17 protein-coding genes are annotated in these 20,094 nt (G+C 71.1%); 13 read left to right on the top strand and 4 right to left on the bottom strand.

Translation table 11 applies throughout. The features are described from left to right. Window positions 1–45: 45 nt before the first annotated feature. The 10 genes from CIK71_RS00685 to CIK71_RS00640 all read left to right on the top strand — a co-directional run bounded on the left by CIK71_RS00685 (window position 46) and on the right by CIK71_RS00640 (window position 9,839). A complete protein-coding gene (locus tag CIK71_RS00685; RefSeq protein ID WP_377805716.1) occupies window positions 46–606 on the top strand; it encodes an adenylate kinase in 561 nt (186 codons plus the stop codon). Further along, window positions 603–1,442, top strand: coding sequence for a type I methionyl aminopeptidase (gene map, locus CIK71_RS00680; protein WP_096163268.1), 840 nt, complete (start codon window positions 603–605; stop codon window positions 1,440–1,442). The genes CIK71_RS00685 and map overlap by 4 nt, the downstream gene beginning before the upstream one ends. 298 nt (window positions 1,443–1,740) lie before the next feature. Then, complete coding sequence (infA, locus tag CIK71_RS00675) at window positions 1,741–1,962, top strand: translation initiation factor IF-1 (protein WP_096163267.1); 222 nt, start codon at window positions 1,741–1,743, stop codon at window positions 1,960–1,962. Window positions 1,963–1,984: 22 nt separating this feature from the next. Next, complete coding sequence (gene rpmJ / locus CIK71_RS00670) at window positions 1,985–2,098, top strand: 50S ribosomal protein L36 (protein ID WP_015776353.1); 114 nt, start codon at window positions 1,985–1,987, stop codon at window positions 2,096–2,098. A gap of 216 nt (window positions 2,099–2,314) precedes the next feature. Beyond that, window positions 2,315–2,689 carry a 30S ribosomal protein S13 gene (gene rpsM, locus CIK71_RS00665; protein WP_096163266.1) on the top strand — a complete coding sequence of 125 codons (375 nt, stop codon included), beginning with the start codon at window positions 2,315–2,317 and terminating at the stop codon, window positions 2,687–2,689. Between the two features lie 102 nt (window positions 2,690–2,791). Continuing rightward, window positions 2,792–3,196, top strand: a complete 405-nt coding sequence (gene rpsK, locus CIK71_RS00660) for a 30S ribosomal protein S11 (protein WP_096163265.1) — start codon at window positions 2,792–2,794, stop codon at window positions 3,194–3,196. Between the two features lie 161 nt (window positions 3,197–3,357). After that, window positions 3,358–4,353 (top strand): DNA-directed RNA polymerase subunit alpha, encoded by a 996-nt coding sequence (locus tag CIK71_RS00655; protein WP_096163264.1) that lies wholly within the window; start codon window positions 3,358–3,360, stop codon window positions 4,351–4,353. Window positions 4,354–4,380: 27 nt separating this feature from the next. Beyond that, window positions 4,381–4,887: a 50S ribosomal protein L17 gene (gene rplQ, locus CIK71_RS00650; RefSeq protein WP_096163263.1), complete on the top strand. Its 507-nt coding sequence runs from the start codon at window positions 4,381–4,383 to the stop codon at window positions 4,885–4,887. 358 nt (window positions 4,888–5,245) lie between these two features. Next, window positions 5,246–7,345, top strand: coding sequence for an S-layer homology domain-containing protein (locus CIK71_RS00645; RefSeq protein ID WP_096163262.1), 2,100 nt, complete (start codon window positions 5,246–5,248; stop codon window positions 7,343–7,345). 37 nt (window positions 7,346–7,382) lie between these two features. After that, complete coding sequence (locus tag CIK71_RS00640) at window positions 7,383–9,839, top strand: polysaccharide pyruvyl transferase family protein (RefSeq protein WP_158542028.1); 2,457 nt, start codon at window positions 7,383–7,385, stop codon at window positions 9,837–9,839. Window positions 9,840–9,932: 93 nt separating this feature from the next. On the opposite strand, the gene rbsK is transcribed toward CIK71_RS00640, so the two are convergent. The 4 genes from rbsK to CIK71_RS00620 all read right to left on the bottom strand — a co-directional run bounded on the left by rbsK (window position 9,933) and on the right by CIK71_RS00620 (window position 16,263). Then, window positions 9,933–10,853 carry a ribokinase gene (rbsK, locus tag CIK71_RS00635; protein WP_096163260.1) on the bottom strand — a complete coding sequence of 307 codons (921 nt, stop codon included), beginning with the start codon at window positions 10,851–10,853 and terminating at the stop codon, window positions 9,933–9,935. Window positions 10,854–10,878: 25 nt separating this feature from the next. Then, window positions 10,879–13,209: a phosphoribosylformylglycinamidine synthase subunit PurL gene (purL, locus tag CIK71_RS00630; protein WP_096163259.1), complete on the bottom strand. Its 2,331-nt coding sequence runs from the start codon at window positions 13,207–13,209 to the stop codon at window positions 10,879–10,881. Window positions 13,210–13,480: 271 nt separating this feature from the next. Beyond that, window positions 13,481–15,628 carry an acyl-CoA dehydrogenase family protein gene (locus tag CIK71_RS00625; RefSeq protein WP_096163258.1) on the bottom strand — a complete coding sequence of 716 codons (2,148 nt, stop codon included), beginning with the start codon at window positions 15,626–15,628 and terminating at the stop codon, window positions 13,481–13,483. Further along, window positions 15,625–16,263, bottom strand: coding sequence for a TetR family transcriptional regulator (locus tag CIK71_RS00620; RefSeq protein WP_096163257.1), 639 nt, complete (start codon window positions 16,261–16,263; stop codon window positions 15,625–15,627). Before CIK71_RS00620 ends, CIK71_RS00625 begins: the two co-directional genes overlap by 4 nt. Before the next feature lie 112 nt (window positions 16,264–16,375). On the opposite strand from CIK71_RS00620, the gene CIK71_RS00615 reads away from it, so the two are divergent. From CIK71_RS00615 to CIK71_RS00605, 3 genes are all read left to right on the top strand, one after another. Then, a complete protein-coding gene (locus CIK71_RS00615) occupies window positions 16,376–17,692 on the top strand; it encodes an acetyl-CoA C-acetyltransferase (RefSeq protein WP_096163256.1) in 1,317 nt (438 codons plus the stop codon). A 61-nt stretch (window positions 17,693–17,753) separates the two neighbouring features. Then, window positions 17,754–19,094 carry a 3-oxoacyl-ACP reductase gene (locus tag CIK71_RS00610; protein ID WP_096163255.1) on the top strand — a complete coding sequence of 447 codons (1,341 nt, stop codon included), beginning with the start codon at window positions 17,754–17,756 and terminating at the stop codon, window positions 19,092–19,094. A 5-nt stretch (window positions 19,095–19,099) separates the two neighbouring features. After that, window positions 19,100–20,080: a MaoC/PaaZ C-terminal domain-containing protein gene (locus CIK71_RS00605; protein ID WP_096163382.1), complete on the top strand. Its 981-nt coding sequence runs from the start codon at window positions 19,100–19,102 to the stop codon at window positions 20,078–20,080. Window positions 20,081–20,094 lie beyond the last annotated feature (14 nt).

Below are 20,094 nucleotides of genomic sequence, written 5' to 3'. Positions count from 1 at the left end.
TCCGCCGCCTCGTCCGCCCCGCAGGGGGAGGGCGCCCCCCGACGCCTGCTCATCGTGGGTCCGCCCGGAGCGGGCAAGGGCACGCAGGCCGCGCGGCTGGCGGACGCACTGTCGATCCCGGCGATCTCCACCGGTGACATCTTCCGTGCGAACGTCTCCCAGCAGACCGAGCTCGGCGTGCTCGCGAAGTCCTACATGGACAAGGGCGAGTACGTCCCGGACTCCGTCACCAACGACATGGTGCGCGCACGCCTCGCGGAGGACGACGCCGCGGCCGGTTTCCTGCTCGACGGCTACCCCCGCACCCTCGATCAGGTCGAGGCCCTGGACGGGGTGCTCGACTCCCTGGGCACGTCCCTGGATGCAGTCCTGCTGCTCGTGGTCGAGACCGAGGCCGTCGTGGAGCGGCTCGTCGCTCGTGGCGAGGCCGAGGGACGCAGCGACGACACCGAGGAGACGATCCGTCATCGTCTCTCGGTGTACAGCGAGCAGACCGCTCCGCTGATCGACGTCTACGACGCTCGGGGCCTGGTGCGCCGGGTGGACGGCATGGCCTCCATCGACGAGGTGACCGCGGCTCTGCAGGACGCGCTCGGGGCCCGATGAGCCTGCTGCCTGAACGGGTGGAGCTGAAGACTCCCGAGCAGATCCTCGTGATGCGGCGCAGCGGCCTGCTGCTGCATCGTGTCCACGAGATGCTCTCGGAGAGCATCCGGCCTGGCATCACCACGAACCAGCTGGACTCGCTCGCCCACCAGATGATCCGGGACGAGGGCGCCGTCCCGAACTTCCTGGGCTACCAGGGATACCCCGCGACGCTCTGCATCAGCGTCAACGACGTCGTCGTGCACGGCATCCCCGATGACGTCCCGCTCGAGGAGGGCGACATCGTCTCGATCGACGGCGGCCTGATCATCGACGGCTGGCATTCCGATTCGGCCCGCACCCACATCGTGGGAGAGCCCCGCTCGCGGGCCGACGAGGAGCTCGTGCGCGTCACCCGCGAGGCCCTGTGGGCCGGCATCGCCGCCCTGGCGGCCGCACAGCGGGTGGGCGACGTGAGCGCCGCGATCGAGGACTTCGTGGGTCAGGAGGCGGGGGAGACCCTCTCGCATCTCGAGGGCTTCGGGGGCCACGGCATCGGCACCGCCATGCACCAGGCTCCGGACGTCATGAACTACAGGACCCGCTCCCGCGGCCCCAAGGTGCGCACCGGCATGTGCCTCGCGATCGAGCCGATGCTCATCCAGGGCTCCGGCGACTGGGAGCTGGAGGACGACGACTGGACGGTGCGCGCCACCGGCGGCGGTCGGGCGGCCCACAGCGAGCACTCGACCGCGGTCACCGACCAGGGGCTGCTCGTGCTCACCGAGGGTGACGGAGGCGCGGCCGAGCTCGCGCGACGCGGCATCACCGCCGCACCGGACCCGCTGGCCGCGTGACGAGCCCGTCCCGGGTGTGACGTGATGGGCGTCATCCCGGCATCGATGGCCGTGGCGGAGCAGTCCGTGTAGGCTCGTCCACTGGGTGTGCTCCGTGCGCGGTGTCTTCGTCGTGCGCAGTCTGCAGTCCCGTCGTGCAGAGGCGTCGTCCGGCTTGGCCGGGTCGATCTGTCACGCCGATGACGCGCTCCGGCGCCACCTTCGTCGACCACCGTACCGTCACCCGACGGTCGGTGTGCATGGACAGAGAATGCGGAACTCAGCCCCCGGTCCGCCGGTGGCGAGAGATTGGGGAGGCATGGCGAAGAAGGACGGCGTGATCGAGGTCGAGGGCCGAGTTGTGGAGGCGCTCGCGAATGCGCGTTTCCGGGTCGAGCTCGACAACGGCCACAAGGTGCTCGCGCACATCTCCGGGAAGATGCGCCAGCACTACATCCGTATCCTTCCCGAGGACCGAGTGGTCGTCGAGCTGAGCCCCTACGACCTCGACCGGGGCCGCATCGTCTACCGCTACAAGTGATCGTCCCGGGAGAAGGAAAGCTATGAAGGTCAAGCCGAGCGTCAAGCCGATCTGTGACAACTGCAAGGTGATTCGTCGCCACGCCCGAGTCATGGTGATCTGCTCGAACCCGCGTCACAAGCAGCGCCAGGGCTGAGCGGAGCACTCCGCGCATCCCGGCAGCTGCCGTGACGACCGCCCACGAGGCGGCAGCCCGATACAGGGCATCGTCCGATCCGTCGGACACACAACAGAAGAGACGGCACCACCGGCCCTCGGGCCGGACACCCGCAGCGCGGAGGCTGCGGCGTCCAGGGAACAGACCCGGGCGGGGTGTCGGATCAGGCCTCCGAGACAGTAGGAGAATCTGCACATGGCACGTCTGGTGGGAGTGGACCTTCCGCGCGAAAAGCGCCTCGAAGTCGCCCTGACGTACATCTTCGGCGTGGGACGCACCCGCGCCCTGGAGACCCTGGCCGCAACCGGCGTCTCCGGTGACAAGCGCGTGCGCGAGGTGACCGACGACGAGCTCGTCAAGCTGCGCGACCACATCGAAGAGAACTATCGGATCGAAGGCGATCTGCGACGTGAGGTCGCAGCCGACATCCGCCGCAAGGTCGAGATCGGCAGCTACCAGGGCCTGCGCCACCGTCGTGGCCTCCCGGTCCATGGTCAGCGCACGAAGACCAATGCGCGCACCCGCAAGGGCCCCAAGCGCACCGTCGCCGGGAAGAAGAAGACTCGCTGATCGACGGCCTCCGCCGTCGAGCCGAGTCGGCTCTCGCCCCCGTAGTCACTTCGCGCCGCTGAGGGATTCGGCGCCCACACACCACCAGAGGAGTTCCGCCGCATGGCATCCACGACCCGCCAGGCCGCTGCGCGCAAGCCGCGCCGCAAGGACAAGAAGAACATCGTCAACGGCCAGGCTCACATCAAGAGCACGTTCAACAACACCATCGTGTCCATCACGGACCCGACCGGTGCCGTCATCTCCTGGGCCTCGGCCGGGCAGGTCGGCTTCAAGGGCTCGCGCAAGTCGACGCCCTACGCCGCCCAGATGGCCGCAGAGGCCGCCGCGCGTCAGGCGCAGGAGCACGGCATGAAGAAGGTCGACGTCTTCGTGAAGGGCCCCGGATCCGGCCGTGAGACCGCGATCCGCTCGCTGACCGCGACCGGCCTCGAGGTCGGTTCGATCCAGGACGTCACCCCGCAGCCGCACAACGGCACCCGTCCGGCCAAGCGCCGCCGCGTCTGACCGCGTCGGCCGCGACGGGGCCGGCCCCTGTCGATCCCGGCCGACCCCGGTGCCGGGCGCAGCCGCTGCTGCGCCCGGCACCACCTGGACATCACTCACCCTCTAGGCCCACCGCCCCCTTCTGAGCGTCATATGGCGGACGCTCGCGGAAAGGATCCACAGTGCTCATTGCACAGCGCCCCACGCTGACCGAAGAGGTCGTGTCGGACAACCGCTCCAGGTTCGTCATCGAGCCGCTCGAGCCGGGCTTCGGCTACACCCTCGGCAACTCCCTGCGCCGCACCCTGCTGTCCTCCATCCCCGGCGCTGCGGTCACCTCGATCCGCATCGACGGTGTGCTGCACGAGTTCAGCACGGTCCCCGGTCTCAAGGAGGACATCACCGAGGTCATCCTCAACATCAAGAACCTCGTCGTCTCCTCGGAGAACGATGAGCCCGTCGTGATGTACCTGCGCCGTGAGGATGCCGGTCGCGTGACCGCCGCCGACATCACCCCGCCGGCCGGTGTGGAGATCCACAACCCCGATCTGCACATCGCGACCCTCAACGAGAAGGGTCGGCTGGAGATCGAGCTGATCGTCGAGCGTGGCCGCGGCTACGTCTCGGCCTCGCAGAACAAGGGCGTCGACGGAGAGATCGGCCGCGTGCCGGTCGATTCGATCTACTCGCCCGTGCTCAAGGTGACCTACAAGGTCGAGGCGACCCGTGTCGAGCAGCGCACCGACTTCGACAAGCTCATCGTCGACGTCGAGACCAAGCCGGCCATCTCCCCGCGTGACGCGGTGGCCTCCGCCGGCAAGACCCTGGTCGAGCTGTTCGGCCTGGCCCACGAGCTGAACCAGGAGGCGGAGGGCATCGAGATCGGCCCGTCGCCGACCGATCAGGCGCTGGCTGCCGATCTGGCGCTGCCGATCAACGACCTCAACCTCACGGTGCGGTCGTACAACTGCCTCATGCGCGAGGGCGTGCACACCGTCGGTGAGCTGACCGCCCGTTCCGAGGCCGACCTGCTCGATATCCGCAACTTCGGGCAGAAGTCCATCGACGAGGTCAAGGCGAAGCTCGCCGAGCTCGGACTGTCGCTGAAGGATTCCCCCGCCGGGTTCGACCCCTCGGCCCTGGAGTCCTACTCCGACGACTTCGGCGACCAGTACTGACCTTCATCTTTATCTAGGAGAACGACCATGCCTGCACCCACCAAGGGCGCGCGCCTCGGCGGATCCCCCGCTCACGAGCGGATGATCCTCGCGGGCCTCGCCACCGAGCTGTTCCGCCACAAGGCGATCACCACGACGGAGACCAAGGCCAAGCGCCTGCGTCCCTACGCCGAGCGCCTCGTCACCTTCGCGAAGAAGGGCGACCTGTCCTCGCGTCGTCGTGTCATGCGCACCGTCCGCGACCGCTCCGTCGTGCACGCGCTGTTCGAGGAGATCGCCCCGACCTTCTCGGAGCGCCCCGGCGGCTACACCCGCATCACCAAGGTGGCCCCCCGCAAGGGCGACAACGCCCCCATGGCGGTCATCGAGCTCGTCCAGGAGGAGTACTCCCCGAAGCAGGCCGTGGTGAAGGAGGCCGAGGGCGCCGCCAAGAACGCGTCCAAGGCTGACGACACCGCCGCCGCCGAGGCGACCGCTCCCGTCGAGTCCGCGGAGGGCTCGCAGGACGCAGCCGAGGAGAAGCCCGAGGCCTGAGCCTCAGGAATCGCACCACGCCGAGGGCGGGTCGACGGGAGAGATCCCGACGGCCCGCCCTCGGTCTGTGCGTGTCGCCCGCGAACGCAGGCGACGCCGTCCAGAGCAGCGACGCCTTCGAGGGCAGGTGACGCGTACGAGGGCGGGCCACGCGTACGAGGACAGCGACGCCCGCCGTCCGCGCGTCACGCCCGTCCATGGAGCGGAACGGGACTCCTGCGCTACTGTGGCCCGTGGGACCCGCCGGTGGTGCTCGAGGGTGTCGACGTGCCCGTCGGCCGCGAACAGCCTCGCAGGATCGTCTCGGCCACGGCCCCGTCCGTCCGCGCATCCCTTCCCCGAGCACCGGAGCAGTCTCATGTCCCCGTGGCACCTTCCCCCCGCCTCCGACAGCACCAGCCGTCCCTCCACCTCCCCCTCCGTCCCCACGTCGATGTCGGGCGGGGAGGCCGCGCACGGCCTCAGCCGTCGTGCGCTGCTGGCCGCCACCGCGGCAGCGGTACCCGGCACCGCAGCCGTGCTGAGCGCCGCCCCGGCGATCGCCGATCCGACCGTGGCAGACGGTGACACCCGCGTGGTCGACGTGCCGCTCGACGACGCCGAGACCCTCGACGTCGAGGGTGTCACCACCCGTGATCTGCCCGAGCAGCCCGCCACCATGGTGGGTGTGACCTGGCCGGAGGGCAGCGAGGAGCGCGAGGTCAGTGCCCGCGGTCTGACGGCCGACGGCACCTGGACCGACTGGCTCCCGCTCGAGACCGCTGAGGACCCCGAGACCGGGGATCAGGCGTCGGGCACCGAAGCGGCGTGGCTCGGCGCGGTCTCCGCCCTGCAGCTCCGCGTGGAGATCGACGGGGCCGACGCCAGCACGGAGACCACTGCGCACGTGGTCACCACCTCGCCGGCGGCGAGGGACGAGGAGGCTCCGGAGCTCAGCGGCCCGGACGCGACGGTCACCCAGCAGAAGCAGATGACGACGATGGCCGCCACGGCCACCGCGAACCCGGCCACCCCGACACTCGGCCCGGGCATGCCCTCGTTCATCACCCGCGCCTCGTGGGGCGCGGACGAGTCGACGGTGCGCGGCACGAGCGCCGCCGACTCCGTCAAGGCCGTGATCATCCACCACACGGCGGGCACGAACAGCTACACCAAGGCGGAGTCCGCACAGATCGTGCGCGGCATCCTCAGCTACCACACCGGCACGCTGGGCTGGGCGGACGTCGGCTACAACATCCTGGTCGACAAGTACGGCCAGATCTTCGAGGGGCGCAGCGGCGGTCTGCACCGCAACATCGTCGGCGCCCACGCCTACGGCTTCAACACCGGTTCCTTCGGGATCTCCGTGCTGGGCGACTACTCCTCGACCACGCTGCCCGCCGCTGGGCGTCAGGCCGTCGGCCGCCTCGTGGCCTGGAAGCTCCTGACGACCTTCCAGACCTCGGTCACCGCGAAGTCCTCCTGGACGCCGGGCAGCGGCACCCGCTTCACCCCGGGGAAGACGATCTCGCTGGCCAAGATGATGGGCCATCGCGACGTGAACTACACCGAGTGCCCCGGGCTGAACCTGTACAACCAGTTCGGCACCATCCGCAAGGAGGCGCAGGGTTACCTCGACGGCGGCTGGAAGGAGCACCTGTGGGCCTTCGAGGGCGCCGGCGGCGCCTCGAAGCTCGGCACGGTCGTCAAGAGCAACCACGTCACCGGCAGCTACCACGCCACGATCCTCACCAAGGGGCTGGTGCTGCAGGAGGGCAGCGGCAAGGCGTCCGGCTACGCGACGCCGTTCTCCGCGCAGTGGCGCAGCTCGTGGGGCCGTCCCTCCGCGTCCGCCGTCACCCACGGCACGCAGACCGCCCAGAAGTTCGAGAAGGGTGCAGCGGTCAGGACGGGCTCCGCCTCCGTCGTGTTCCACGACTCCCGGTTCATCGATGTCCCTCCGGAGATGATGTACCGGGCCGAGATCGAGGAGCTGGCCTCCCGGAAGATCACCACCGGCTGGGACGACGGCACCTACCGTCCGCTCGAGGAGATCCAGCGGGACGCGATGGTCGCGTTCGTGTACCGGGCTCTCGGCAGCCCGGCGTTCACGCCGCCGAAGACGTCCCCCTTCTCGGACATGCCGCCCAGCCGCCAGTTCTACAAGGAGATCACCTGGGCGCACGCGCAGAAGATCACCAGCGGCTGGGATGACGGGACGTTCCGTCCCACGGCTTCCGTCGAGCGCGGGGCGGTCGCCGCTTTCCTGTACCGTGCGTCGAAGGCGACCTCCACGAAGACCTCCAACCCGTTCTCGGACGTTCCGGCGAACCACCAGTTCGCCAAGGAGATCACGTGGCTCGCTGATCGGGAGATCACCACCGGCTGGGAGGATGGAACCTTCCGGCCGACCGCTCCCATCGCCCGTGACGCGATGGCGGCATTCATGATCCGTTGGATGAAGGACCGCGGGCTCTGACATCTGCGGAGGTCGGCCTGCCGAGAAGGAGATGCCGGTGAAGGTCGCCCTGCTGTGCGATGTCGATCAGACCGTCTACCACGTCGGGGACGAGGCGATCGCGACGATGAGCGCACGTCGCCTCCGGTCCCGCGGGCATGAGGTGGTGCGGATCTCGCGCCACGAGAAGTACGGTCCCGGGGGGTCGGCGCCGGAGCGGAGCATGCCGGCGCTCACCTTCCCCTGGCCGCTCGATGCGCGGGTCGTCTACCTCGACGAGATCCGGCGCGTGCTCGCGGGGGAGACGGACGCCCTGCCCGAGCAGGACAAGCTGTTCCGCATCATCGAGCAGCTGGCGGCCGTGGATGCCGTGGTGATCGGCGGTGGCGGGAGCCTCACCTCCCGCTTCGGCTGGCTGCTCGACGAGCGCCTGGCCACGGCCCTGGTCGCACGGAGCCTCGGCAAGCCCGTGGTGCTCAGCGGCCAGAGCCTCGGCCCGGAGCTCACCGACACCGACCGCGGCAGCGTGCGGGAGCTGCTGCTGGCGTGCGACCTGGTGGGGCTGCGCGACGCGCACAGCGTGCGCATCGCGCGCGCCCTCGTACCCGAGCACCCCGCCCTGGTGCAGACTCTCGACGACGCCGTGGGACTCGGTGCGACGGAAGCGGCCGGGGACGGGGCAGAGCTCGATGAGTCGCTGCTCAGCGTCACCCTCGGCGGCGACGGGGACCCGCTCCCGCGCGAGGACTACATCGCGGTGGCGACCGCCGTGATCGAGGCGCTGGCCGAGCGCACGGGGGCGCGCGTCGAGCTCGTGCCGCACATGGCCGACCCCGACTCCGGAGGCGGGGATCTGCAGCTGCACCTCGAGGTGGCCGAGCGGCTCGCGCTCCCCGCCACGGTGCATCCGATCGAGCTGGACGCCGCAGCCGCCGCGCGGACCACGCGCGCCGCCTGGGTGCTCAGCACCCGCTTCCACCCGGTCGTCTTCGGCACCGCCGCCGGTGCCTCGGTGCTGGCCCTCCCGCTGAACCGCTACGGCGCCTCACGGATGGACGGGGCCCTGCGCAATGCGGGCATCGCCGGGGGAGCGGTGCCGCTCGCAGCGCTCTGGGATCCCACCACGGCAGGCCCGTCCGCATTGGTCGGCCCGGTGGTCGACGCGCTCGTGGCCGGACGGGACGCGGAGCGTGCGCGCCTCGCGGCCGCGCGCCCCGCGCTCCTCGACGCCGCCGAGCGCTGGTGGGACCGCGTGGTGAGCGCGCTCCATGCGTCGGCTGCCGGCGGGGCACGTGCCCGCGGGGCTGACGCCGACGGTGCGCCTGCGGACGGAGGACCAGTCGGCTCAGGCCCTGTCGCAGCTGGACACGGCGGCCGGGACTCGATCATCACCGCTCTGGACCGCACCGATCCCGTCGGCGCCGGGCTGGAGCCCCGTCAGCGCTGGGACGACTCCCTGCGCGCCGCGCTCGGCCCGTGGACCACGACGGTCGACGCCCCGGCCTCCTCGGCGTCGACCTCGATCATCATGCGCACCCGCGACCGCGCTCGGATGCTCGATCGCGCCGTCCAGGACGTCCTCGCCCAGAGCAGGCAGGACTGGGAACTGGTGGTCGTCAACGACGCCGGCGATCGCGCGGCCGTGGACGACGTGCTCGCCCGGTATTCCGGCGAGGCGGCCGGACGCATCCAGGTCCTGCACCGAGAGCGGTCCACCGGGATGGAGGCGGCCAGCAACGCGGGTCTCGACGCCACCTCGGCGCCCACCGTCGTGGTCCATGACGACGACGACACCTGGCACGCGACCTTCCTGCAGGAGACGCTCGCGCATCTCGCGACCCATCCCGAGCAGGAGGCGGTCGTGGTGCGCACCCTGATCGTCCACGAGCACGAGACGCCGTCGGGCTTCGTGGAGGACGACGCCTTCCTGTCGTGGCCGGAGCTGCAGGGCGCACGGCTGCTGGACTACATCGCGGTCAACCGCAACGTGCCGATCTCGATGCTGCACCGGCGGCGCGTGCACGAGACCGTCGGCGGGTACGACGAGTCGCTGCCGGTCGTCGGCGACTACGCCTTCCACCTCGCTCTCCTGCAGCGCTACGACGTCGGCTTCCTGGACCGGCCGCTCGCCCAATGGCGCCAGCGGCCCACCGCCACCGGCACGAGCAGCAATTCGATGTACGCGCTCAGCGACGGGCACCGGCATCACGATGCCGAGCTGCGCGAGCGCTACTTCCGGCAGTGGACGCGCGAGAACGGCATCGGGCTGCCGATGTTCCTGTCGAAGAACACCGAGACGCTCCTGGATCGCAGCGAGGAGCGGGTGCTCGCGGAGCTGCGCACCCTGCGCGAGGAGCTCGCACAGACCCGTGCCGAGCTCGCCGCCGTGCACGAGCGTCTGGACGGCGCGGGTCTCGCCCGGGCCGGCGGCCGCGCCCGGGACCTGGCACGGCGAGTGCGGCGGCGCGCCGTCGCCTCCGGACGGGCGATCCTGCCCGCGCGCCCGGCGGACTAAGGCAGGGCCGGCCCCGGCACCAGCCTCGCCCCTGGTGAGGGCCGCCGGTGTCGGGGCGCGGAGCGCACCTGGAGCATCCGCGTCAGCCCGTCATCACGCAGATGCCGCGTCCCTCCGGGCAGGAAGGTCCGCCGCCCACGCGTAGGAGGTCTGCGTGCCCGGTCGCGTCACCGAGTCCGACGCGTACGCACTGCCGGCCCGGATCGCCTCGAGCACGTCGCCCGAGCGCACCCAGGCGTTGCTGAAGCAGCCGATGAAGGCATCGCCCGCCCCCGTGGTGTCGATCGCCTGGACGGCCGGGGCGTCGACGAACTCCTGACCGTCGGCATGCGCCCAGAGCGCGCCCCGCGACCCGAGGGTGACGATGACGTTCGTGATCCCGGCGGAGAGCAGCACGTCGGTCGCCCTGGTGATGTCCTCGAGGCTGGAGGCGGGCATGCCGGTGAGCAGCTCGAGCTCGGACTCGTTGGGGACCAGGAACTCGATGCCGGCGATCCGGGCCAGATCCAGCTCGGGAGAGGCCGGGGCCGGGTTCAGCAGCACCGGGATGCCCAGCTCCCGGCCGAGATCGATCGCGGCGTAGACGGTCTCCAGCGGGATCTCCAGCTGCAGCACGATGAGCCGGCAGCGGGCGATGTCCTCGCGGGCGGCCTCGACGTCCTGTGGCGTCAGGAGTGCATTGGCGCCCTTGACGATGATGATCGAGTTGTGCGAATCGGGATCCACGAAGATCGGGGCGACTCCGGAGGTGGCCTCGGTGCGCAGCACATGGGTCGTGCTGATCCCGTTGTCCTCGAAGTTCTTCAGGGTGGTCTCGGCGAAGACGTCGTTCCCCACCCGGGAGACCATCACGACCTCGGAGCCCAGGCGCGATGCGGCGACGGCCTGGTTGGCCCCCTTGCCGCCGCAGCCCATGCGGAACTCCGGGGCCTCGACGGTCTCGCCCTCCGCGGGCATGCGGTGGATGTAGGAGATCAGATCCACCATGTTGGATCCGATGACGGCGATGGTCATGCCAGGGGCTCCCTTCCTCCGGGGCTCAGCCGAAGTAGCGGGGCAGGGTGCCCTCGCGCAGGGTGCGCAGCTCGGAGACCGCGAAGGCCCCCACTCCCCGGATGTCCAGGGTGTCCGCGATCGTGGTGCCCAGCTCCAGCTGGGGGACCCCGTGCTCGGCGCACAGCGCCACCAGGCGGTCCGCCTGCTCGGTCGGCACGGCGACCAGTGCACGGGCCTGGGACTCGGAGAACAGGGCGGTGAACAGGTCCACGCCGTCCCGCTCGAGCAGCGCGGCGAGATCGACCTGCGCGCCGGTGCCGAAACGGGTCACGGATTCGACGAGGGCCTGGGCGAGACCGCCCTCGGAGAGGTCGTGCGCGGCAGCCGCCACGCCCTCCTCCGCGGCAGCGATGAGTACGCTGGCCAGCGACCGCTCGGCCTCGAGGTCGACCTGCGGGGGCAGTCCGCCGAGGTGGCGGTGCGCGACGTCGGCCCAGGCGGAGCCGGAGAGCTCCTCGCGGGTGGTGCCGAGCAGCAGCACCGACAGGCCCTCCTCCTGCCAGCCCGAGGCGACGCGTCGGGCGACGTCGTCGAACACGCCGAGCACGCCGACCACGGGGGTGGGGTGGATCGCGGAGTCGATCTTCCCGGGCTCTCCCGTGGAGTTGTACAGCGAGACGTTGCCGCCGGTGACGGGCACGCCGAGGGTCTCGCAGGCCTCGGCGAGGCCGCCGATCGCCTCGACCAGCTGCCACATCGGGCCCGGATCCTCGGGGGAGCCGAAGTTCAGGCAGTCCGTGATGGCCAACGGCACCGCGCCGGAGGTGGCGACGTTCCGGTAGGCCTCCGCGAGGGCGAGCTGGGCACCGGTGCGGGGATCGAGCTTGGTGTATCGGCCGTTCGCGTCGGTCGCGATCGCGACGCCGCGCCCGGTCGTCTCGTCGACCCGCAGCACACCGGCGTCGTCGGGCATCGCGAGCGCGGTGTTGCCGCCGACGTAGCGGTCGTACTGGTCGGTGACCCAGCCCTTGGAGGCGAGGTTCGGGGAGGCGATGAGCTCGCGCAGCGTGCGGGCGATCTCCTCGGCGCCCTCGGGGCGGGGCAGATCCTCGGCGCGGTCGGCCTGGAGGGCGTCCTGCCAGTCCGGACGGGCGAAGGGACGGTCGTAGACCGGGCCGTCGATCGCGACGGTCGAGGGGTCGACGTCGACGATGCGGCGTCCGTAGTGGTCGATGGTGAGGCGGCCGTTGCCGGTGACCTCGCCGATCACGGAGGCCTCGACGTCCCACTTGGCGACGATGGCCTCGAACTCGGCGAGCTTCTGCGGGCTCACCACGGCCATCATGCGCTCCTGGGACTCGCTCATGAGGATCTCGCCGGCGGTCAGGGTGGGATCGCGCAGCAGCACGTCCTCGAGGTGGATGTGCATTCCCGACTCGCCGTTGGCGGCGAGCTCGCTGGTGGCGCAGGAGATGCCGGCGGCGCCGAGGTCCTGGATGCCCTCGACGGTCTCCGCGGCGTACAGCTCCAGGCAGCACTCGATGAGCACCTTCTCCATGAAGGGGTCGCCCACCTGCACGCTGGGACGCTTCACGGGACCGCCCTCGTCGAAGGTCTCCGAGGCGAGGATCGAGGCGCCGCCGATGCCGTCGCCCCCGGTGCGCGCGCCGAAGAGCACCACCTTGTTGCCCGCGCCGGTGGCGGAGGCGAGGTGGATGTCCTCGTGGCGCAGCACGCCCACGGCAAGAGCGTTGACCAGGGGGTTCGTCTGGTAGGCGGCGTCGAAGACGGTCTCGCCGCCGATGTTGGGCAGGCCGAGGGAGTTGCCGTAGCCGCCCACGCCGGAGACCACGCCGTGGACCACGCGGGCGGTGTCGGGATGATCGATGGCGCCGAAGCGCAGCTGGTCCATCACGGCGACCGGACGCGCGCCCATCGCGATGATGTCGCGGACGATGCCGCCCACACCGGTCGCGGCGCCCTGGTAGGGCTCGACGTAGGAGGGGTGGTTGTGGGACTCGACCTTGAAGGTCACCGCCCAGCCGTCGCCGATGTCCACGACGCCGGCGTTCTCGCCCATGCCCACCAGCAGCTTCTCGCGCATCTTCTCGGTGGTGTGCTTGCCGAAGGTGCTCAGGTGCTTCTTGGAGGACTTGTACGAGCAGTGCTCGGACCACATCACCGAGTACATGGCCAGCTCCGCGTTGGTGGGGCGGCGACCGAGGATCTCGCGGAGGCTCGCGTACTCGTCGTCCTTCAGGCCGAGCTCGGCGAACGGCTGGGCCTGCTCGGGGGTGCTGGCGGCGAGCTCGACGGTGTCGAGGTCTCCGGGCCGGTCGGCGGGCGCGGGGGTGGGGGCGTCGTTCGCGGTCATCGCGGGATCGAATCCGTTCGTCACGAGGTCACGGGTGCGCAGGCGGTCGCCGGCGCCGGGGCGCGGGCGGGGGTCCGCCTCGGCGAGCCCAGTCTACGATCGCGGGGCGATGGCGGGCACGAGCGCCCACGGGCGAGGGCCGACCACAGGCAGCTCACGTCCCGGAGGCGTGGCACGGCCCACTCGCGCGGGCCGTGGGTCACACGGACGAACCGGCCGGCACGTCGGGGAACGGTGGTCCCCGACGCGCCGACCGGCTCGCACCGACGGGTCAGCGCTTGGTGCTGCGACGCGCCTTCTTCTCCCGATCCCGCAGCGCCTTCTCGCTGACGGGGGCGTCGGCGCTGGCACGCTGGGCACGGAAGTACGCGGCCGCCTCCTCCTGCCGCTCGTGCTCGCCGCCCAGGGCGATCGGCGCGCGCACGTGTCCCGGGCGCACATCGAACGCCGCGACCAGGTCGAGCACGTGCGGGCGCAGCCGCCACAGCAGGCGTCGCAGATCGGAGCCGATCTGGCGACCGCGCTGAGCGGAGATCATGCCGCCCAGCAGGAACCACGCGAGATCGTCCTCGATGACGCTGAGACCGAACAGATCGCGCACGTCCGTCATGATGCCGCGGGTCGCCGGGTCCTCCATCTGCTCGAGGGCGGCGGTGAAGGCGCGCCACCGGACCAGATCCGCGTGGGCACGGGCGGCGTCGAGCATCTCGACCTGGTGCTTGTTGACCTCGGCGGCGGCATCGGCGGGGCTCATCTTCCCGGCGGCACGCAGCGAGAGGGCCACCTCCTCGACCTTCACCCGGGCGCGCGCGGTGAGCATCTCCTCCTGGAAGTCGCTCTGGCGCATCGAGTCGAAGGCCCGACGGGAGTTGCCACGGTCGCTGAGGTCCTGGGCGAGGCGCGCCCAGGGGGTGTGGCGCTTGGCGAGCACCTCGGCGCGCTGTGCGATGAACCGGCCGATGCCGGCGCGGTCGACGCTCTTGAGCTCGGAGGTGTAGTCGCTGAGCAGCCGCTTCGCGACCAGCTGCAGCAGCACCGTGTTGTCGCCCTCGAAGGTGGCGTACACGTCGAGGTCCTGGTGCAGTCCCACGAGCTGGTTCTCCGAGATGAAGCCGGCGCCGCCGCAGGCCTCACGGCACTCCTGGATGGTGTCCAGGGCGAGCCGGGTGGAGGTGGGCTTGAGCGCCGCGGCGAGGGTCTCGAGGTCCTCGCGCGCTTCGGGGTCATCGGTGTGCCCGGAGAACACGTCGTCGAAAGCGTGCAGCAGCTGCTCGTGGGCGAAGGACCCCGCATAGGTGGCCGCGAGCTTGGGCAGCAGGCGGTGCAGGTGCGCCTGGTAGTCCATCAGCACCGTCTCGCGGGTGGGATCGGAGGCCGTGAACTGGCGCCGCTGGGTGGCGTAGGTGATCGCGATGTGCAGCGCCAGCTGGCTCGCACGGGTCGCGGAGCCGTCCAGGGACACGCGGCCCTGCACGAGCGTGCCGAGCATCGTGAAGAACCGGCGCCCGGGGGACTCGATGGGCGAGGCATAGGTGCCGTCCGCAGCGACGTCGCCATAGCGGTTCAGCAGGTTGGTGCGCGGGATGCGCACGTGGTCGAAGGCCAGGCGACCGTTGTCGATGCCGTTCAGACCGCCCTTGGGGCCGTCGTCCTCGCTGCGCACACCGGGCAGCAGCTCGCCCTCGGCGTCCCGCACCGGCACGTAGAAGCAGTGCACGCCGTGGTCCACGCCCCGAGTGATCAGCCGAGCGAAGACGGTCGCCGCCTTCGCGTGGATCGCCGCGTTGCCCAGGAACTCCTTCCAGGCGGCGCGGAAGGGGGTGTGGAGCACCCATTCCTCGGTGGAGGCGTCGTAGGTGGCGGTGGTGGCGAGCGACTGCACGTCCGAGCCGTGCCCGATCTCGGTCATCGCGAAGGCGCCCGGGGTGGTCAGGTCCATCGCATCGGGCACCCAGGCCTTCTGCTGCTGCTCGTCGCCGAGCTGGACGATCGCGGAGGTGAACAGCCCCCACTGCACGCCGGCCTTGATCTGGAGCGAGGGATCGGCGACCACGAGCTCTTCGAAGGAGGCGACGTTGCCGCCGTTGTCGTTGGGACCGCCGAGGTGCTCGGGCAGCATCAGGTGGGAGACGTTCTCCTCGGCCAGCCGCTTCATCTGCTCGAAGGTGAGGTCACGGTGCTCGGCGACGGTGAGGTCGGTGGGGCGATGGAACTCGGGGCGGGCGGCCCGCTCCCGGGCGTCCCGGCGGGCATCGGCCCAGGTGCCCATCAGCACCTCGGTGACGGCGGCGATGTCGAGACGATCCGATCCTGCGGGCGGCACGGGGATCGGCCCGGTGGGGGTGGGGCTGGTGGGGCTGGTGGGGACCGTGGTCCCGGAGGTGATGGAGCTGCTGCTGCGGTCTGCGTCGACAGTCATGCGTGCATTCCTTTCATGAGCCAGGTGATGAGGTAAGTGACGAGCTCGTCGGAGGTGAGGAGTGGCCGGCGGGTGCCCGGGTCGTCCTGGGTGGCCTGCTGCTGGAGCTCGGTCATCCAGGTGTCCACGGCGGCCTCGACGAAGCCGACGGCACCGTGCGCCCAGATCTGCGGGGCGGGCACGTCGTCGGAGAGGAAGGTGGCGACCAGGCGGGAGACCGAGTTCAGGAAATGGTTCAGCCCATCGCTGGGCCGGGTCACGAAGCGGTAGACGGCGGGGGAGCGCTGGGCGGTCTCGACGTACGCCCGGATCATCGCGTGGATCCGTTCGTCGGCCGCCGGCTCTCGGCCCACCTCGGATTCCAGCTCGCGCATCTCGTCCAGGAGCTTGGCGTGCATCGCGGAGAGGATGCTGCGCCCCAGGGCCTGCTGCAGGGTCGCCTTGTCCTCGAAGTACCGGTACACGATGGACTTCGAGGTGCCGGAGGCCGCGGCGATGTCCTCCATCGTCACGTCCGGTCCGTTCTCGTGGATGAGATGACGGGCGACGTCCAGCAGCTCGGCCCGTCGCTCCTCACGATGGCGGGCCCAGCGGGCCGATCGGCCGTCCACGGGGGCTTGCGTCGTTGCGTTCACGGAACCTACGGTATCAAGTACCGTCGGTTCTATGTAAAGTCGTCTCCGAGAGCCCGTTCCGGAGCGGTCGACCCGACCCCCGTACACAGTGACCACGAAGAGGTGCACCCCCGTGACTGATTTCCCCTCCGACGCCCTGATCCTCGGCGGCAACCGGATCCCGTTCGCGCGTGCCGGCGGCCCCTACGCCGGCATCTCCAACCAGGACATGCTCACCGCGGCCCTCGACGGCCTGGTGGCGCGCTTCGGGCTGCAGGGCGAGAAGCTCGGCGAGATCGCCGGCGGCGCCGTCCTCAAGCTCGCAGGGGACCTCAACCTGACCCGCGAGAGTGCACTGAGCACCCCGTTGGACCCGCGCACCCCCACGATCGACATGTCTCGCGCGTGCGCCACGAGCCTCGAGACCGTGGTCCACCTGTCCAACCGGATCCAGCTGGGCCAGATCGACTCGGGCATCGCCTGCGGCGTCGACTCCGCCTCGGACTCGCCGATCGAGGTCACCCCGCGCCTGCGCCGCATCCTGCACCGCGCCTTCGCGGCGAAGACCGGCATGCAGCGCGTCAAGGCGCTCAGCGCGATCCGTCCCGCGGACCTCGCACCGGTCCCGCCGCGCAACGGGGAGCCCCGCACCGGGCTCTCGATGGGCGAGCACCAGGCGCTCACGGCCACCCAGTGGGCGATCACCCGCCAGGCGCAGGACGAGCTGGCACTGGCATCGCATCAGAAGCTCGCCGCCGCGTACGACGCCGGGTTCTTCGATGATCTGGTCACCGGCTACCGGGGCCTGTCGCGGGACCAGAACCTGCGCCCGGACTCCACCCTCGAGAAGCTCGGCACCCTCAAGCCGGTCTTCGGCGTGAAGTCCCCGCAGGTCGAGGAGCCCACGATGACCGCCGGCAACTCCACGCCGCTCAGCGACGGCGCCTCCTCCGTGCTCATGGGCAGCGCGGAATGGGCCGATCGGCACGGGCTGACCCCGCTCGCCCGCGTGGTCGATGCCCGCAACGCGGCGGTCGACTTCGCTCACGGGGACGAGGGCCTCCTCATGGCCCCCGCCTACGCCGTCCCGGAGCTGCTGGACGCGCAGGGCCTCACCCTGCAGGACCTCGACTTCTACGAGATCCACGAGGCCTTCGCCTCGACCGTGCTGTCGACTCTCGCCGCCTGGGAGTCCGACGAGTTCTGCCGCACCCGGCTCGGCCGCGGCGGTGCGCTGGGCAGCATCGACCGCAGCAAGCTCAACGTGGCCGGCTCCTCCCTCGCCGCCGGGCACCCCTTCGCCGCGACCGGCGGCCGCCTGGTGGCCACGCTGTCCAAGCTGCTGCACGAGCGCGCCCGGGAGACCGGCCGCGTCCAGCGCGGCCTGATCTCCGTGTGCGCCGCCGCCGGCCAGGGCACCGCGGTCCTGCTCGAGTCGGTCACCGATTGATCCTGTCGACCCGGCGCGGCCTCCGCGACGCCGCGCCCGCATCCCTGCTGAGGAGCACCCCATGACCGATACCTATACGAAGTTCATCCGTTCCGCCCCCGGAGCGTTCATCGCCCGACGGACCGGCCTGCCCCGCCCCTCGATGCTCCCGCGCCGCGGCGACCGCCCCGCACCGATCCTCGGCCCGGTCGTCGTGCTCGGCGAGTCCGCGGGCGCCGATCAGGTCGCCCGCGACCTCCTCGGCGAGGGCGCCGACGTGCGCCGACGCTTCGACGAGCTGCGCAGCGTCGGCTCCGTGATCGCGGTGCTCGACGAGATCTCCGCCCCGGCGGATCTCGGCCGCATCCTGCTGCCGCTTGCAGGGGCCATGCGCTCCCTCGCCCCCGGGGCACGAGTGGTGACTATCTCCCGGCCCGCGCAGGGCGAGGACCCCGCTCGCGACGCCGCCCGCGGCGGTGTCGAGGGCTTCCTGCGCTCCCTCGCCCATGAGATGCGCCGCGGCGGGACCGCGAACGGGATCCTGGTCCAGGACGGTGTGGACCTGGACGCTCCGGGCGTGACCGGGGCCCTGCGCTTCCTGCTCTCCGCCCGCAGCGCCTTCGTCGCCGGGCAGTTCCTCACGGTCTCCAGTGCCGCCGGTTCCCTGACCGAGAACCGGGACCGGCCGCTGGCCGGGCGCACCGCTCTGGTCACCGGCGCCGCTCGCGGCATCGGTGCGGCGATCGCCCGCACGCTCGCGGCCGACGGCGCCCGGCTCGTGGTGCTCGACGTGCCCGGTGCAGGGACGGACCTCTCGCAGCTGGCCAACGAGCTGCGCGCGGTCCCGGTGCAGCTCGACGTCACCTCCGAGGGCGCGGGGGAGCGCCTGGTCTCCTTCCTGCGCGAGCGCTCTCTCGTGCTCGACATCGCCGTGCTCAACGCCGGCATCACCCGCGACAAGCTGTTCGCCAACATGACCTCCGACCGCTGGGACCCCGTCCTGGCAGTGAACATCGCCAGCCAGGTCGCCCTGACCGACGCGCTGATCGAAGCCGGGGACGTGCTCGGCGAACAGCCTCGCGTGGTGTCCCTCGCCTCCACCAGCGGGATCGCCGGCAACCGCGGCCAGACGAACTACGCCGCCTCCAAGGCCGGAGTGATCGCTTTCGTCGACGCGCTCGCCGCCCGCCTGGAGTCCCTCGGCGGCACCGCCAACGCGGTCGCCCCCGGGTTCATCGAGACCGAGATGACCGCCAAGATGCCGGCGCTGACCCGCGAGGTCGCGCGCCGGCTGAACTCCCTGCAGCAGGGAGGCCTGCCGGTGGACGTCGCCGAGGCGATCGCCTTCCTCTCCTCGGCGGAGGCGGGCGGCATCCGCGGCGGGACGCTGCGGGTGTGCGGACAGAACATGGTGGGGAAGTGACCGCCATGCAGACAGGCTCCGAGGTCACCCCCGGCGAGCAGATGAAGGACCTCTCCGACGTCCCCTCCTTCCCCGCGATCTATGCGGCCGCGCTCGACCCGCGCTCCTCAGGGCGCCGGGGGTCGAAGGAGCCCGTGCTGCCATCGATCGGATACCGCGTGCGTCAGGTGCGCATCGACGCCGAGCGGGCCCGCGATTTCGACCACCTCATGGGCGGCCCGGCGACCGATCTGGTCCACCCCGGGGTGCTGCACGTGCTCGCCTTCCCGGTCTCGCTGGCCCTGATGGCGCGGCGCGACTTCCCCTTCGCCCTGCTGGGGCTCGTGCATCTGCGCAATCAGGTGCTCCAGCACCGTCCGGTGCGGGTGGGGGAACTGGTGGACGTCGAGTGCCGCGTGCGTGATCTGCAGCCGCACCGCAAGGGGCGCACCTTCGAAGCGGTCTCCACGATCCTCGGGGAGGACGGCGAGATCATCGCGACCGACGTCTCCACGTACCTCGCCAAGGGCGGCGATTCCGGCAACGGCGAGCCCTCGGCGGAGAGCTCCGACGGCGCGAGGACGTCCGCGGGCGGCGACAGCGCCAGCGCTCGCTCCTCGCGCTCGACGCGTCGGGCCTTCGAGGCCCCGCGGCCGACGGGACGCTGGAAGCTCGGGGCCGACACCGGGCGCCGCTATGCGGCGGTCGCCGGGGACGTGAACCCGATCCACCTCTCGGCGCTCAGTGCGAAGGCCTTCGGGTTCCCTCGCGCCATCGCCCACGGCATGTACACCGCCTCGCGGGCGTTCACGGAGTCGCGCGTCGATCTCTCGCGCCCCCTGCGGTGGGATGTCACCTTCGACGCGCCCGTGACCCTTCCGGGCACGGTGCTGCTCGCCTACGAGGAGCGCGGCACGCACGGCGTGCACTGCGTGGGCTGGCGGGCCGGCTCCGGGGACAAGGGGCCCCGACGCTGCTTCGAAGTCGAGGTGACGACGCTGGGCTGACCTGCTCGGCTCCG

Origin of the sequence: Brachybacterium alimentarium (assembly GCF_002332425.1) — a bacterium.
Taxonomy (GTDB): domain Bacteria; phylum Actinomycetota; class Actinomycetes; order Actinomycetales; family Dermabacteraceae; genus Brachybacterium; species Brachybacterium alimentarium.
The sequence above is the reverse complement of the archived record's forward strand: the minus strand, read 5'-3'. Positions and strand labels throughout refer to the sequence as shown.